19 protein-coding genes and 1 pseudogene are annotated in these 15,562 nt (G+C 40.7%); 11 read left to right on the top strand and 9 right to left on the bottom strand.

Annotation, left to right across the window (positions count from 1 at the left end; translation table 11 throughout):
• Window positions 1-32 precede the first annotated feature (32 nt).
• The 6 genes from H6G18_RS13025 to rpsN all read left to right on the top strand — a co-directional run bounded on the left by H6G18_RS13025 (window position 33) and on the right by rpsN (window position 4,709).
• A complete protein-coding gene (locus H6G18_RS13025) occupies window positions 33-1,763 on the top strand; it encodes a DUF262 domain-containing protein (RefSeq protein WP_190407525.1) in 1,731 nt (576 codons plus the stop codon).
• Window positions 1,764-1,837: 74 nt separating this feature from the next.
• Window positions 1,838-2,059, top strand: coding sequence for a hypothetical protein (locus H6G18_RS13030; RefSeq protein ID WP_190407526.1), 222 nt, complete (start codon window positions 1,838-1,840; stop codon window positions 2,057-2,059).
• Window positions 2,047-2,448, top strand: a complete 402-nt coding sequence (locus tag H6G18_RS13035) for a type II toxin-antitoxin system VapC family toxin (RefSeq protein ID WP_190407527.1) — start codon at window positions 2,047-2,049, stop codon at window positions 2,446-2,448. The genes H6G18_RS13030 and H6G18_RS13035 overlap by 13 nt, the downstream gene beginning before the upstream one ends.
• 118 nt (window positions 2,449-2,566) lie before the next feature.
• Window positions 2,567-3,661, top strand: coding sequence for an RIP metalloprotease RseP (gene rseP, locus H6G18_RS13040; protein WP_190407528.1), 1,095 nt, complete (start codon window positions 2,567-2,569; stop codon window positions 3,659-3,661).
• Window positions 3,658-4,329: an endonuclease III gene (gene nth / locus H6G18_RS13045; RefSeq protein WP_313954434.1), complete on the top strand. Its 672-nt coding sequence runs from the start codon at window positions 3,658-3,660 to the stop codon at window positions 4,327-4,329. The genes rseP and nth overlap by 4 nt, the downstream gene beginning before the upstream one ends.
• 77 nt (window positions 4,330-4,406) lie before the next feature.
• Window positions 4,407-4,709: a 30S ribosomal protein S14 gene (gene rpsN / locus H6G18_RS13050; RefSeq protein ID WP_190407530.1), complete on the top strand. Its 303-nt coding sequence runs from the start codon at window positions 4,407-4,409 to the stop codon at window positions 4,707-4,709.
• Between the two features lie 77 nt (window positions 4,710-4,786).
• Here rpsN and H6G18_RS13055 read toward each other — a convergent pair whose 3' ends face one another.
• Window positions 4,787-5,116 carry a hypothetical protein gene (locus H6G18_RS13055; RefSeq protein ID WP_190407531.1) on the bottom strand — a complete coding sequence of 110 codons (330 nt, stop codon included), beginning with the start codon at window positions 5,114-5,116 and terminating at the stop codon, window positions 4,787-4,789.
• Window positions 5,117-5,223: 107 nt separating this feature from the next.
• Here H6G18_RS13055 and aat point away from each other — a divergent pair, with 107 nt between their 5' ends.
• Both aat and H6G18_RS13065 read left to right on the top strand, forming a co-directional pair.
• A complete protein-coding gene (gene aat, locus H6G18_RS13060) occupies window positions 5,224-5,799 on the top strand; it encodes a leucyl/phenylalanyl-tRNA--protein transferase (RefSeq protein ID WP_190407532.1) in 576 nt (191 codons plus the stop codon).
• A 119-nt stretch (window positions 5,800-5,918) separates the two neighbouring features.
• Entirely contained in the window at window positions 5,919-6,158 is a 240-nt protein-coding gene (locus H6G18_RS13065) for a hypothetical protein (RefSeq protein WP_190407533.1), read from the top strand.
• Window positions 6,159-6,186: 28 nt separating this feature from the next.
• On the opposite strand, the gene H6G18_RS13070 is transcribed toward H6G18_RS13065, so the two are convergent.
• A complete protein-coding gene (locus H6G18_RS13070) occupies window positions 6,187-7,062 on the bottom strand; it encodes a PD-(D/E)XK nuclease family protein (RefSeq protein WP_190407534.1) in 876 nt (291 codons plus the stop codon).
• A 105-nt stretch (window positions 7,063-7,167) separates the two neighbouring features.
• On the opposite strand from H6G18_RS13070, the gene H6G18_RS13075 reads away from it, so the two are divergent.
• Entirely contained in the window at window positions 7,168-8,595 is a 1,428-nt protein-coding gene (locus tag H6G18_RS13075; RefSeq protein ID WP_190407535.1) for a phosphoglucomutase/phosphomannomutase family protein, read from the top strand.
• Between the two features lie 65 nt (window positions 8,596-8,660).
• The gene (locus H6G18_RS13080) at window positions 8,661-8,939 is read left to right on the top strand and encodes a LapA family protein (protein WP_190407536.1); all 279 of its coding nucleotides are present in this window, start codon (window positions 8,661-8,663) and stop codon (window positions 8,937-8,939) included.
• 113 nt (window positions 8,940-9,052) lie between these two features.
• Here the strand turns inward: H6G18_RS13080 and H6G18_RS13085 are convergent, their stop codons facing one another.
• The 5 genes from H6G18_RS13085 to H6G18_RS13105 all read right to left on the bottom strand — a co-directional run bounded on the left by H6G18_RS13085 (window position 9,053) and on the right by H6G18_RS13105 (window position 14,186).
• A complete protein-coding gene (locus H6G18_RS13085) occupies window positions 9,053-9,925 on the bottom strand; it encodes a 6-carboxytetrahydropterin synthase (protein WP_190407537.1) in 873 nt (290 codons plus the stop codon).
• A gap of 113 nt (window positions 9,926-10,038) precedes the next feature.
• On the bottom strand, window positions 10,039-10,746 hold the full coding sequence (locus H6G18_RS13090) for a J domain-containing protein (RefSeq protein WP_190407538.1): 708 nt from the start codon (window positions 10,744-10,746) through the stop codon (window positions 10,039-10,041).
• 15 nt (window positions 10,747-10,761) lie between these two features.
• Entirely contained in the window at window positions 10,762-11,724 is a 963-nt protein-coding gene (cysK, locus tag H6G18_RS13095) for a cysteine synthase A (RefSeq protein ID WP_190407539.1), read from the bottom strand.
• 137 nt (window positions 11,725-11,861) lie between these two features.
• Window positions 11,862-12,299 (bottom strand): RrF2 family transcriptional regulator, encoded by a 438-nt coding sequence (locus tag H6G18_RS13100; RefSeq protein ID WP_190407540.1) that lies wholly within the window; start codon window positions 12,297-12,299, stop codon window positions 11,862-11,864.
• 180 nt (window positions 12,300-12,479) lie between these two features.
• Window positions 12,480-14,186, bottom strand: a complete 1,707-nt coding sequence (locus tag H6G18_RS13105) for an iron uptake porin (RefSeq protein ID WP_190407541.1) — start codon at window positions 14,184-14,186, stop codon at window positions 12,480-12,482.
• A gap of 176 nt (window positions 14,187-14,362) precedes the next feature.
• Here H6G18_RS13105 and H6G18_RS25035 point away from each other — a divergent pair, with 176 nt between their 5' ends.
• On the top strand, window positions 14,363-14,494 hold the full coding sequence (locus tag H6G18_RS25035; protein WP_277875587.1) for a hypothetical protein: 132 nt from the start codon (window positions 14,363-14,365) through the stop codon (window positions 14,492-14,494).
• A gap of 61 nt (window positions 14,495-14,555) precedes the next feature.
• Here H6G18_RS25035 and H6G18_RS13110 read toward each other — a convergent pair whose 3' ends face one another.
• Both H6G18_RS13110 and H6G18_RS13115 read right to left on the bottom strand, forming a co-directional pair.
• Window positions 14,556-14,837, bottom strand: a complete 282-nt coding sequence (locus H6G18_RS13110; RefSeq protein WP_190407542.1) for a 4a-hydroxytetrahydrobiopterin dehydratase — start codon at window positions 14,835-14,837, stop codon at window positions 14,556-14,558.
• Window positions 14,838-15,427: 590 nt separating this feature from the next.
• Window positions 15,428-15,562 (bottom strand): annotated as a pseudogene (locus H6G18_RS13115) (photosystem II D2 protein (photosystem q(a) protein)); the annotation flags it as partial.

A 15,562-nucleotide genomic window follows, 5' to 3' on the forward strand; every position in this document is an offset into this window, starting at 1 on the left:
TACAATATATTATCGAATTTTATCTAAAGAATATGGAGCTACACGCATATACCAGAACAATTTCCGATCTTTTTTCTGTAAAAAAGAAGTATGTTGTTCCTAGATTCCAAAGAGAATATTCATGGACAAAAGAGAAGGTTTCGGAATTATGGGACGATATTGTAGCAAATATTAATATCAGTAATGATGGACAATTTAATCATGAAGAGTATTTTATTGGATCACTAGTTCTTGTAGGAGATGACAAATCTCTATCAATGCAAATTGTTGACGGACAACAGAGACTTACAACGATAACCATATTACTTTCTGCGCTATGTCAAAGATTCATAGAAATTGAAAAAAGAAATTTGGCTGAATCTATATATGAGAACTATATTGCCGGTAAAGATGATGAAGGAAAAGACTACTTTAAATTAGAGAATGAAACTCCCAAGCCTTTTTTTCAAATATCGATTCAGCATATTGATAAAAAGCAAGAATCTGCTTCTTCTGAAGAAGAGAAAAATTTATTAAATTCATATAACGAGTTTTATTCCTACACTTCTAAAGAATTACTTAAACAAAAGTTTGGGCAGATTACAATAGAAAATGATTTATATGAAAATCTTTTAAAAGCAATCAGAGATCAAGTCGTGAAGTATTTGAAAGTAATTTTCATCACTGTTAGTGAAGAAGACCAAGCTTACACAATATTTGAAACTTTGAATGCACGAGGCATGGATTTAAGTTTCGTTGACTTAATAAAAAATAAAGTATTTAAAAGTTTTACTACAAGACATCCTGATGATTATGCAAAGACTAAATGGAAAAAATTACGAAAAACAATAGCTTCAAGAGATGGTGTAGGTACTCTGGAAACATTTGTCAGGCATTGGTGGATAGCTAGATATAACTATACAAGTGCAGATAATGTTTACAAACATTTCAAGAAACAATGGAATGTTGGTGGAATAAACCCTGAATTTTTTTTAGATGAGTTAGTGAATGATGCTGAACTATACGTAAAAATATCTTCTCCTGTCGTAGAAGATTTTCCACAACAAGAAGAAAAAGAATTATATAGATCATTGTTGGCATTGAAAACTTTCAACGTTAGTCAGCATAAACCTTTTTTATTAAACCTATTCAAAGTACGACAGCAAAATTTTTTAACACTAACAGATGTAAAAAAAATTATTTGTTTTATTGAAAAATTTCATTTTTGTTTCAACGCTGTATGTTCTATGAGACCTTCAGGAATTGAACAAAGTTATTCTAAAGCTACTAGACAATTATTTGATGCAAAAGATAAAAACTCAGCTAGAAAAGTTATAGATGAGTTGAAACAACAATTGTTGACTCGGCTGCCTGAGAAGGATAAATTTAAAGATGATTTTTCTAAACTAAAATACCTTAAGAGCTATACCAAAGATAAAAAACTCATACAGTATATTTTTAGTCATCTTGAATCTGTCAAACAAACAACCAATGAGTTTAAGCCTGATAGCATAACTTTAGAACACATACTATCTCAGTCATCAGGGACAGAAGATTATATAGGTATGATCGGTAATTTACTGCCACTGGGAGCAAAATTAAATGGAGAAGCTGGTACTAAAAAACTGGTAGATAAAATAGAAACATACAACAAATCAAACTTTATATTAACGCAAGAATTTGCAACCAGTAACCCTGAAACATGGGGAGAAGAGGAAATTAAAGCTAGAACAAGTGATTTGGCAGAATATTGTTACAATTCAATATGGATTACAGAAGTGTAATGCTTGATTTAGAGGTGGCGATCGCCCAAACTATAATTTAAGAAAGCGCAAAGGTTAATCAAACCCTGATTGCCATGTTAAAAAGTTACGAAGCGATTTATGAAAATGGTCAAGTAAAGTCGATATCAGAACAGCCTCAAGTTAATACTGCCCGTGTCATTGTTACCTTTATAGAAGAAACCTTACCATCAAAGAAACGCCGCACTGCCCCTGAATCTATTGCAGGTAAAGGTAAAACATTAGGCGATATTGTCAGTCCTATCGTTGACGAAGAAGACTGGGAATGTTTGAAGTAATAGTCCTAGATACCCATATTTGGTTCTGGTTGATTAATCAAGAATTTCAAAGATTTCCAACTCAGTGGAGAGAAGCTATCGAAACGGCTAAACAAGTAGGCATTTCGGTAATTTCTTGTTATGAAATTGCACCGGCACAGCAGCGAGGAAGGCTACAGTTACCCTGTGCCGCTAATCAATGGTTTCAGGAAGCTTTGCAGCCAGCAGATATTACATTATTTCCCCTAACGCCCGAAATTGTCTGCCGTGCTGTAGATTTATCTCCTATTCACAAAGATTCGTTTGACCGCCTGATTATTGCTACTACATTGGAATATCAAGCAAAGTTAGCCAGTGTTGATAGTTTGTTCTCTCAGTATCCTGAACTTGATACTCATTTGATGAAGTAGTGGGCGCTCAGTCTAACTTAGGCATAGTTTCATACTGTAGGATGCTTTGAGTCTCTACGTCCGTTCCCTAACTACTACAATAAAAATATATATCGGAATATTTTGATTAATTTGCTTTATGTCAGTTTTAGCAGCGATCGCAGTCTTGGCGGTATTAATCTTGGTACACGAGTTGGGGCATTTTGTCGCCGCGCGTTCTCAAGGTATTCATGTGAACCGCTTTTCTCTAGGATTTGGGCCTGTTTTGTGGAAGTACCAAGGTACGGAAACTGAGTATGCTATCCGGGCTTTTCCCCTGGGTGGATTTGTTGGCTTCCCCGATGATGACCCCGATAGCGATATTCCCCCCAATGACCCAAATTTGCTGCGTAACCGTCCTATTTTAGATCGGGCGATCGTTATCAGTGCAGGTGTCATCGCCAATTTAATTTTTGCTTATATGCTATTGGTAGCCCAGGTGAGCTTTGTTGGCATTGGACAAGCCAGCCAGTCAGGGGTATTAATCCAACAGCTAGCGCCAGAGGTTAGTGCTGTTGCAACCGCAGCTGGACTTAAACCAGGAGATGTGATTCTCGCAGCTAATCAAAAAGAATTTGGGACTTCACTGCAAGAAATAGAGGCTTTAAGAGACATTATTAAAAATAGCCCCGGTAAATCTATTCAACTCCAAGTTGCCCGTGGAGACGAAAGGCTATCAGTTAATGTCATTCCTGAAGCTAAACCTGCCGGAGGTAGTATTGGTATTGGGCTTGCACCTAATGGCAAAGTAGAACGTCTTCCCGTTAGTCTTACCAAAGCTTTTAGTGTTGGCGCTAGCGAATTTCAGCGTATTGTCGTGATGACATTTAAAGGCTTTGGACAGCTAATTACTAACTTTGGTGAAACAGCAAGCCAAGTTGCAGGCCCCATCAAAATTGTCGAAATTGGCGCTAACATTGCCCAAAACGATACAGGTAGTTTGTTCTTTTTTGCAGCTTTAATTAGCATCAACTTAGCAGTCATCAATATTCTGCCACTCCCGGCTTTGGACGGTGGACAATTAGCGTTTTTACTCATTGAAGGTTTGCGAGGAAAACCCTTACCTAACCGGATTCAAGAAGGTGTAATGCAGACTGGTCTGGTGTTACTCTTAGGATTGGGAATTTTTCTGATTGTTAAAGAAACTACTCAGTTAACTACCCAATTGGAGTGGGTGCAGAAATTGTTCCAGTGAGTACTACTACCCGCAAATCCATTTCTAAAAAGCAACGGGCGTTAGAAATTCTCTCTCGCCTGAAGCGTCTTTATCCCGATGCCACCTGCTCCTTAAACTACACCACAACATTGCAATTGCTGGTGGCGACTATTCTCTCTGCTCAGTGTACAGATGAGCGAGTCAATCTAGTCACACCAGGTTTATTTAGTCGCTTTCCTGATGCTCCTAGTTTAGCTAGTGCTGATTTAACAGATTTAGAAAACTTGGTACGTTCTACAGGATTTTATCGCAATAAGGCGAAGAATATTCAAGCGGCCTGTCGCATGATTGTCAGTGACTATAACTCTGTGGTTCCCAACACAATGGAACAATTGTTAAAACTGCCTGGTGTAGCACGGAAGACAGCAAATGTGGTTTTAGCTCATGCTTATGGCATCAATGCTGGGGTGACGGTAGATACTCATGTGAAGCGCCTCAGTCAACGTCTGGGTTTAACTAAGTATCCAGATCCTATTCACATTGAACAAGATTTAATGAAATTATTGCCACAACCCGATTGGGAAAATTGGTCAATTCGGCTCATTTATCATGGTCGATCTGTCTGTAAAGCCCGTTCACCTGTATGCGAGGCTTGCGAATTGGCAGATTTATGCCCCTCTGCCACTAAAACAATTATTGTTGGATAGATGGGCAGAAATAGAGGCGATTAGCCTTTCCTAAATGTAGAATGGAAAATGCTGTCTTTAAATTCTTCAATTAATTTATGGCAAAGAAGAGCATGATTGAGCGCGAGAAAAAACGCGCTAAGTTGGTAGAAAAGTATTCTGAAAAGCGGGAAGCTCTCTTAGAAGAGTTCAGAACAACAGAATCTCCTCTAGATAAGTTAGACATTCACCGACAAATCCAACAACTACCCCGTAACAGTGCGCCTAATCGTCGTCGTAACCGTTGCTGGGTAACTGGTCGTCCTAGAGGTGTTTATCGTGACTTTGGGCTATCTCGGAACGTCCTACGGGAATGGGCGCACGAAGGTCTTTTACCCGGAGTTGTTAAGTCTAGCTGGTAGTTAATAGTCAACGGTCAACGGTCAAAAGTTTTCTACTATGGACTATTGACTATGGACTATTGACTATGGACTGTAATTTATTGTCCACAACAACGGTCTATACCTAGACTTTCTAAGAGTAGATCGCTGACAGCGTTGGCGATCGCAAACTCTCCATAAAAGCTTTTGGAAAAATCAAATGCCTGCATCTCTGTGACAATGGCAATCACCAGAGAACCAAGGTCATTTTCTCCTTCCATCCTTTGGCGGACAAAAATTTGTGCTGCACGTTGAGCAATCTTTTGATTGACTGCTTCGGGAATAAATTCTGTATCTAGCCAGCGCAGCAAACACTCTTGCAACCATTGACCTTCGAGGTTAGGATTTGCGGCTGGTGGTAGGGTGATGGGTGGTATCGGTTGTGTCATCTGTTTTTCAACGCAGAGGAATATTATGGAGAGTGCAGAGGAGCGCCAAGTATGACTAATAACATCAGAGTGCGTTCCTCTGATATTTTTTATTTTTAGTTTTATCTATGCAATATGATATCGCCTCTATTATTCAAGGCTACGCTCAAGGCTATTTTCTCATGGCTGATGACAGTGATTGCCTGGGATGGTACGGAAGCCGCGATCGCACTTTGATTCCATTAGATGAGCGATTTCGCTATCCTAAGTCCTTGCAGCGTGTTTTGAATCAAGAAAGATTTATGGTGGCGATTAACCGTGATTTTGAGGCTGTTGTCGCTGGTTGTGCTAACCGTGAAACTACTTGGATTTCGCCTGAATTACAAGAAATTTACTGGCTACTGTATCAGACGGGTTACGCCTATAGTTTTGAAACGTGGCAAGGTGACAAACTAGCTGGGGGAATTTTAGGAATTGTCATTGGCGGCGCTTTTATTGGCGAATCGATGTTTTACCGTATTCCTGACGGCTCTAAAGTAGCAATGGTCAAGTTGGTAGAAAAATTACGCCAAAGGGAATTTGTCATGTTTGACGCCCAAATGATGAATCCCCATTTAGAAAGATTTGGCGCTTACCGCATTCAGGATAAAGAATATAAAACTCTATTAGAAAAAGCATTACTAAGGCATTGCTCTCTAATTTAACTATTTGGAATTAGAAATTACTTCAGCAAGCTTTGTACTTTTTTCTACGCTTTTGGGTGGATGAATGACTCTGTGAGGTTAAGTAGAAATTAATTAGAAACTTAACGGAGGATGAATTAATGACTACAGGTAACGGACATTCTCAAGAACCTATCAGCAATTTAGAGTATGATTTTCTTACCGTGTTACAGAATAAAGCGGAAGCGGTGAGAGCCTACGAAACTTACATCCAAGATGCACAAGCAGCAAACTCTCAGCCTTGTGTACAATTACTGCAAAAATTGCGCCAGACTGAAATTGAGCAAGCACAAGAAATTCGTCATCATCTACAAGAAGTGATGCAGCACGGTAAGATGTAACACTCAACGGTAATAGGTAATTAGTTAATTATCTATTACCTCTGATTTGGCTATTAGTTTTGATAATTGGCATAGATTGTATTTGAGATGCTTGAGTAGAAAAATCGCAAATTGATTGAAATGGGCAAAAACGGCAGTGATAACCTGGATTTGGTGGGAATATTTCACTAAAATTTCTAGCTGCTTCGTGATATTTTTGTACGTCTTCGTAATGTTTTTTGGCTATATTTATTAACTCAAGCTTCAAATTTTCTAATTCATTTTTTTTCAGACTAATTAACTCTGATTCTTGACTTAGTTCTAAATTATAAAATGAAGCAACTGCTTCCTTACCTGGATAAAGATAGTGAGCTGCTAATAAATAAACTAATGCTTGCCTTTTATCAAAAGCAGATTTACCAGTTTTAAAATCTAAAATGTGCAAAGTATGGCGGTCGTCAGATTCAATGAAGACGCAATCCATCGCTGCATATAAACGGAAACGATCATCTTTTTGCTCAATTAAAATCGGCTTGGGAAAACCTTCATCTCCACGAGTCAATTGCAGAATTTTTTTACCCAATAATAAAGGCGCATTGTAATATTTCTTCAAAATTTGTAGCACTCTTTGTTGCACTTGCATTGTCGAGTTACTTAATTTCAGCAATTGTGCTACTTGCTCTACTCCATCGGAACGCGTTAACAGATGTCGATTATGATGAAACTCATAAACACCTTTTTGGGCAAGGATGCCAATTCGCTGGGGTGCGGTAGCATTCCCTAGTAGTGCTTTGACTTGTGGTTCGTGTTGACGCGCCTTGATAAACCCCCGTCTCATCTGGCAATGCCATCGTTCTTGCCCTATAGCTGGGGCAACTAAAGACCAGAGGTGATAACTAACAAAAAGTCGATCGGGGGTTGACATTGGTCAAGAGCAGTGAGAAAAAATACGGTGGAGGATGCTTGCGACTACGCACGCTTTGCGGGAAGCTTCCTATAGTGTTCAAATAAATGGGAGACAGTGGCAAATATGAGCGCTAGTAGCAATTCCAGCAAGATAAAATTTGGTACTGATGGATGGAGAGGCATTATTGCCGATGATTTCACTTTTCCCAATGTGCGGAAAGTGACAAGAGCGATCGCCCGTTACCTGGAAACAGCCTACACAAAAGATAGACCAGTTCTAATTGCCTACGATACTCGGTTTTTAGCTGACCAGTTCGCTCAGACAGCAGCGCAAGTCTTGGCTGACTTGGGCTGGAATGTCAAAGTTACTGACCGGGATTGCCCCACACCAGTAATTGCTTATAATGCCCGTCACCTGAATTCGGCTGGGGCATTAATGTTTACGGCTAGCCATAATCCAGCACCCTATTGTGGAATTAAATATATCCCTGATTATGCTGGCCCTGCCACTCCAGAAATTACTGATACTATTGTGGCAAATATCGAAAGTGCATCGGATGAGTTGCCTAGTGGCAAGCCATCAGGTTCAATTTCTACTTTCGATCCCAAACCAGACTATCTCCAGTTTATTTACACATTGCTAGATGTAGAAAAAATTAAAAGCGCCCAACTAAAAGTCAAGTATGATGCGTTATATTCTACATCCCGTGGCTATTTAGATGAAGTCCTCTTACAAAGTGGCGCGCAATTAGAAAGTTTCCACACTTGGCGCGATGTGCTGTTTGGTGGTGGAATGCCTGAACCAAAGGGAGAACAGCTAGTTGAATTAGTCGAAGCAGTCCGCCGAGATCATGCAGATTTGGGTTTGGCTACAGATGGCGACAGCGATCGCTTCGGGATTGTGGATGAATTGGGCAACGTCCTTACACCCAACACTGTGCTGTTAGTCCTAGCACGTCATTTAATTAAAAATAGAGGTAAAAGCGGCGCTATTGTCCGCACTGTAGCGACAACTCACCTATTAGATAATTTCGCCGCTAAATACGGTTTGACAATTTATGAAACAGCCGTAGGTTTTAAATACATTGGGGAAAAAATGCGGGAAACTGACGTACTTATAGGGGGTGAAGAATCAGGCGGTTTAAGTATTATTGGGCATATTCCAGAAAAAGATGGCATTTTAGCTGATATGCTCATTGCCGAGGCGATCGCCTATGAAGGTAAGCCCCTCAGTCAATTGGTGAAAGAAGCGATCGCTGAAGCCGATGGCCCTCTGTACAACAATCGTCTTGACTTACACTTGACAGAAGATCACAAAAATGCTGTCATTAATTCCTTTACAAAAAATCCTCCTTCAGAGGTAGCCGGGATTAAAGTTAAGGAAGTCGGACGTAAAGACGGAATTAAGCTGTATCTAGAAGAAGGTAGCTGGGTGTTACTGCGTCCCTCTGGTACTGAACCATTGGTACGCGTTTACCTAGAAACCAAATCTCCAGAGAAACTAACCAAACTGGCGCAAGAGTTGGAAGGTGCGATCGCTAAGTTAGGATAGGAATCTCAACCACAGATGAACGCTAATACTTATGTGTTCATCTGTGTGCATTTATGGTTATTTTTATGAAAATTTTGGCTCCTTTTTTCACGTCTCTAGTTATAGCTATTTGGGTAGTGGCGATCGCTATTATTTCCGTCCAAAATGCGACACCAGTATCTTTAAAATTCTTAATATTTCAATCTGTTCAGATACCAGTTGGTTTAGTGCTGGCTTTTAGCTCTGGTATTGGGTTAATGGCTATGGCTGTGTTACAGCCTCTCTGGGGTATCGCTGGTTCTGGAGGAGGGCGTTCAAGGTTGGAAGAGGACGCAGAATTTTTCGTTGATGATGAAGAGTTTTAAAGAAAATTAAGACCAATTGAAGCAAAAAAATAGAGTAGCGCAACTGTGCTACTCTATTTTAGTTTTTATTCTTACCTAGATAAGTTTTTTAGACCCCGTGAATAGTTAGTAAATCATATCCGGGCTAAAACTGGTTCAGGTTTTGTTGTATTGACGGTATTCGATTCTGAATCTGTGCTGTAGATTTCACAGGAGTTATTAGGACTTTCAATCAGCTTAATTTTGTAAAGCTTGGCTCCTAGTTCTTGGATAGGCGATCGCAGTAAATTACTAATATACAGAGCGATATTCTCAGCCGTTGGTACAACTTCGGCAAAGTAAGGAATATCTTTGTTTAAAAATGTGTGGTCAAATGCTTCCACAACATAATCTTCAATAGCCTGATTCAAAGCACCTAAATCGACAATCATACCGGTGCGAGGATCAATCTCACCTTTAACTGTTACTTCTAGGTGATAATTATGTCCATGTCCGTGGGGACGCGCACATTTACCATAAATTTCCGTATTATCTTCTTGACTGAGATGGGGATGAGCAAGCCGATGGGCGGCGCTAAAGTGAGTACTAATAGTCAGGTAAGCTTCCATTCCGTTTCCTAGATAATCTGCCCAAAGTTCAGGATGTTCAAACAACTGTACGCGGACTAGAGGCAAGTGAGGAGCTAGTCGCTGCCAGATAACCCGTGCGATATTTTCCGTCGTAGGCAAAGTCTGCTGAAATTCTGCCCAGACATCGTTGAGATAGGAAAAGTCCAGTTGGCTGGTAACTTCCCGCTTAATGTCTTGTTTCACATCAGACAAGTTCAACACCATGCCATATTCATCTAGTTCTCCAGCTAGGGAGATAAATAAGACATAGTTATGCCCATGCCCAGGAAATCGAGAGCAAGCGCCAAATTTCTCAATATTCTCGGCTTCACTCAGTTCTGGCAACCAATAACGGTGGCTAGCCGAAAACTGAGCGCGGCGATTTACAATACATTGCATGAGTACACTGGGAGCAAAATTTAAATTTTCTTAATCTTTCTCTATATTCCAGCATAAACTAATTTCTTGGTCATTAGTCATGAGTGTATGAATTGTGAACTATAGATTAATGACTAATGACTACTTACCGATGCTTGTGCTTCACCATGTAATCTTGTAGCGATGCGGAAGAGTTCTTGACCTGTATGTAAATAGCGCTCATCATAGTTCAAGGGAAAATAAGCCAATTCTTCTAATCCATCTGCTACTTGATTGAGGCTGTAATAAAGATGAGCTGCTACTCTAGCCAAACTTGGTGGATTTGGTTGAGAACGAAAAATAGTTTGGGCTTGCTTGAAGTCTTCCTTACAAGCTACTAAGTATTCCTGAAATTCATCCAAGAGTTCATCATCAAAGGGATCAGCCGCTAGTTCCTCAATCTGTTCTTCCAACGAACTGAGAATGGTGCAAAGAAGGCGATTTACTGGTTGATAAACTAAGCGTAGCCATTCTTCTACTTGCTCGTCAGCATCCTTACCACTTTTACGTCTTGTTTGGTAATGTTTTTGTGCTGATGCAGTACGTTGTAGGCGATCGCCTTTTAATTTTTGGTATTTATCCCGTAGTTCTTGGTCATAATTGAGGCGACGTTGATTGTCGCCTAAAACTTCATAAGCTGCGTTAATTTGGATAATCTGCTCTTTATCTGCTGTTTTCTGATTACTATCAGGGTGAAACAATTTTACCAAGCGGCGGTAAGCTTGCTTAATCTCCGCTTGGCTGGCGTTGGGATTAACTTTGAGAGTGTCGTAGTGACTTAAATCTTTTTTATAATCGACCATTCATCCAATTTATCGTTAGCTAATACTAGCTGTTGCCTTTGTTTCTAGGTCTTGGAACAAGGGTGTACTGAGATATCTTTCTCCAAAACTAGGCTGAATCAATACAATTAATCGTCCTGCATTTTCTGGACGTTGAGCAACACGAATCGCGGCACACAAAGCGGCTCCACTAGAAATCCCAGATAGTAGCCCTTCTTCTCTAGCTAAACGCCGACCATAAGCGATCGCTTCTTCATCAGTGATTGTAATCACTTCATCAATTAATTGTACTTTTAGGACTTGGGGGACAAATCCAGCACCAATGCCCTGAATTTTATGGGGGCCTGGTTTGCCTCCTGATAAAACTGGACTATTGGCAGGCTCGACGGCGATCGCCTGGAAAGTTGGTTTACGAGCTTTCAGTACTTCCGCTACACCTGTGATCGTACCACCTGTACCCACTCCTGCAACAATTATATCTACCTGTCCATCGGTATCTTCCCAGATTTCTTCTGCTGTGGTTTCCCGATGTATCTTCACATTGGCAGGATTACGGAACTGCTGCAACATATAAGCATAGGGTGTACTATTCACAATCTCCTGCGCCCGGCGAATTGCTCCACTCATTCCTTCCATTCCCGGCGTGAGTTCTAATTCAGCCCCATAAGCCCGTAACATTGCCCGACGCTCACCACTCATAGTTTCTGGCATCGTTAAAATTAACCTATAACCCTTGGCTGCTGCTGCCATTGCTAGGGCAATACCCGTGTTTCCTGATGTGGGTTCTACTAATACGGTCTTACCAGGAGAAATCAAGCCCTCCTCTTCCGCCGCATTAATCATGCTCACCCCAATTCGGTCTTTCACAGACGACGATGGATTCATACTTTCCATCTTCACCAAAATCTGAGCCACACATCCTTCGGCTTGAGGAATGCGATTTAACTGTACTAAAGGTGTACGACCAACAAGTTCTGTAATGTTACGAGCAACCCGCATAATTTGTCCTTATTGAGTTATTTAGTTATTAGTCAATGGTCATTAGTTATTCTCTCTTATCCGCAGTACGCAGTACTGACTTCGTCATCCTTAAACTATGGACTATAGACTATGGATTATTGATTATGGATTATTGACTAAATGTAGTACATCACATCTAATTGCCTTCGGGAATCTCTCTTTTCACAAAGATCCTGAAGGGTATATTTTTTCAAAACTGAATTTGCCGCCTGACGTGCTTCCTGCCAAATTTCCTCTATAACCGAACCATCTACGGTTTGAGACTTGACATTATCCTCACCAGGCCTCGCCTCTAACCCTTCCAAACATTCAAATATGTCAAAAATGGTTATTTTACGAGGTTCGCGGGCTAAAAAATAGCCTCCTCTTGATCCCCGTTGACTTTTCAATATACCTCCACGCCTCAAGGTCGCTAGTAGTTGTTCTAGATAGCGATCCGGTATGCTTTGTTGGGCGGCGATTTGCCTAATTTGCATGGGTTCACCACTGTCGTAATGAGTCGCCATTTCTAATAAGGCAAGAATTGCGTATTCTGATTTACACGATAGTTCCACAAGCAATCAGTGAGTGAGTGGTGAATAAGATGAATAGAGAGTTAAGTTTTAAGCCCTAACTTCTTCCAGTATACTCCGGTTAAGCAGTGGGGTTTGTGCATTATTCCTAATGACAGCAAAAAACCCCGCACAATAGCGGGGTTTTGCTTATTTGAAAATTATTAGGGAGTTTTGGACACCTTAGAAGGTAAATGTAGTTCTGAGGGTACCAATAAACGCATCTGGATTATCGCCGTTCTGGTTAGGATTGGTCAACCAGATTACACCGGGAGTGATGGAGATGTTATCAGAAACGCGGTACTTGTAGAAACCTTCAACTTGGTAGGGGATATCACTAGCACCAGGCTGACGGGAATAAGGTTGAGCGCCTGCGAAAATACCCAGTACGTTACCTCTCCTACCAAAGTCAGGTAATGCTACACCAACACCGTAGCTCCAGACTTCTCTATCATCACCTATACCAAAGCCTGTAACATCACTGTAAGATACAAAGCCACTAAATGACAGGTTGTTGCTGGGTCTGAAGGCTGCTGACAAACCGTAGGAATTGCTGGAAGATGCACTAACTATAGGGTTATTGGCTAGTGAAGTACCTACGATAACATTGTCTGTTCCAGAGTTAAATAGGGAGGTGCTATTTGCGCCATGATATCCATGAACGTAAGTAGCAGCGATCGCCACGCGATCGCCTACACTGAAGTTCAACTGACCTAGAGCAGCATAATCACCGTTGAACACCCCTTGACTAGCACCAGGATTATTAGCGTCTGAAGCCAAATAACCGACTGTTAAGGAACTAGGTCTGAGAATACTGCCACCTTGACCAAATGGTAGGTTGATTGCAATACCTGCACCACCACCAATCCGATAGATGGGGTTTTCCGCAGAAAATGTTGATAAAGCACCATTACCGCCGTCACTCTTGTCGGAGAAGTAAGGGTTGTTGACTGCTGCATACTGGTTATGCTTACCGCCAGAAGCAGCCAAGTAAACTTGAACTGGTCCAACAGGTGCTTCGTATGTCAATCGGTCAATTGTAACGTTGTTGTTACCTCCGGCACCAACTTGGAAAGTTTGTAGCCCTTGACCACCAGCGTCAACAGGGATGTTATTGTTGTCTCTAAAATCAAAACTATTTGCATTACCAGCCGCTAGACGGGTAGTTAAAACGTCTCTACCGGTGAAGCTGGTTTGCAAGCCTAAACGAACTCTATTTTGGAAGACAGTATTGTTAGCGTCGCCAGTATTGTCGCCAAAAACATCAGTAACAGCAAAAATAGCTTCACCAACTAGTTTTGTGGTTGTGGAGAACTGGTTAGCTTCCAATTCCGCAGTGCGTGCTTCTAGTGCATCTACACGACCACGCAGGGTTGCCAGTTCAGCAGAAAATTCTTCTTGTAATCGTTGTAAAGTAGCTAAATCTTCTTTGGTTACTAGGTCTGCTGTTGCTGTAGCAATCAATTCGTTGACGCGATCCAAACAGGCGTTTAAACCAGCAGCAAATTCATAACGTGTTAAAGCACGGTTCCCACGATAAGTGCCGTTGGGATAACCAGCAATACAGCCATAGCGCTCAACCAAAGATTGTAATGCTTGGAATGCCCAGTCGGTTGGTTGTACGTCAGAAAACTGAGAAACCGATGTGACTTGGGATAGAGAATTATTTGCTCTACCTTCGTTGCTGTAGCGGTTAACTTGGTCAATAGTTGTTGGGGCTGCTTGAGCCACAATTTCTGGCTGTTGAGCTAATTCAGTAGGTACTACTGTTTCAGATGTTGATACTTCTGTGGTTGCATTTGTAGCTGCGATCGCTGTTGACGACACTAATAATGTTGCGCCTAAAACAGCAGGGCTAACCACGAGGGATTTCCACAATAGATTAGACATTTTTACTTTTCTCCTCACACCTTGTATAGATAATTGTTTTTGTTGCACCTATTCTCAAAAATGCGACATCTTTTTGAAATCTCCTGATGAGGCATAGTTGCCACTGTTACAATTTTAGTTTTTGCAAAGCTAATAACTAATTAACTTAATATATTAAAAATTAATGCTATTCACTTATGCAAAAACGTACCCATATAGCTGATTATTATAGAGCATTTCAAGCTTATGGCAAGATAGTAGCGATCGCCTCATCAACTGTCACACTTAATAGTAAAAGATATGCCAAAAGGGAGTATTCAATACTCTAGCCTTTGTGTACAGAAAATTCTGTATTTATTTATATAGCCTAAATACGCTACTAAAAAATGATTAGTTGATTTGGGAAATTGTCCCCGCAACATCAAAATCCTTTTGTGTCAAACCACCTGCATCATGGGTTGTCAATGTAATTTTGACTTTGTTATAAGAAATTTCTATATCTGGATGATGTCCGGCTGACTCCGCAGGCTCCACTAACTTATTTACAAACTCGATTGCCGCAATAAAATCTTTAAATTTGCGAGTAATCTGCAACTTAGAACCCTCTACTGTCCATCCAGATAGGTTGCTAGCTTGTGCTTGAATTTCTGCATCACTTAGTAGTTGTGCCATTGCCAAAATCTCCTACATTTATATACCCGTGTATTTTTACTTATATTAATTTATCTTGCATTTCGTATATAAAATCTGAATTAAGAAAAGCAAGAGTGTTTGTTTATTATTTTGCTTTTACACGAATTTAACGTAGTGAACCTCTGAGTTTTCAGCAGTAACCATAAATATACTAAATGTTACCCATAAAAACTATCCGCTCTGATTTAGATCAGATAATCTAAGTCAGAGCGGTCTAGCGGGTCTTCAGGTTGCAACCAGACTGCCGGAAGGAACTCCGTGCTTTAGCCTAGCTTTTGGAGCTAACTTAGTCTCGAAAAGACTAAGGCTAACTTTTAGAGAACAGCCCCGGCACACAGCCGGCTAACTGCAACCTGATGACCCATGCTTTTACTACTTTCTATCATGGGCATCACCTCCTTGTTGCCTAAACGGTCTTAGTCTCAAAAAGGCAGAGATAAAATCTCTGGGCTTACACCTTGAGTTACTATAGCATACAAATTTAGAGATATTAACCATAAACAAGAAAAACCTCCGCGTTTCGGCGGAGGTTCTTAACACAATGGCAAGCAATGTTTCTTAAATCATGCTTAGAGAGCATTACCGCGTGGTAATACTTCTTCGGGGAATACAAATTTTTCGTGAGGCTGATCTTGAGGAGCCATCCAAGCGCGGATACCCTCGTTGAGCAAAATGTTCTTGGTATAGAAAGTTTCAAACTCTGG

The organism is Anabaena subtropica FACHB-260 (assembly GCF_014697105.1).
Classification (GTDB): Bacteria; Cyanobacteriota; Cyanobacteriia; order Cyanobacteriales; family Nostocaceae; genus Trichormus; species Trichormus subtropicus.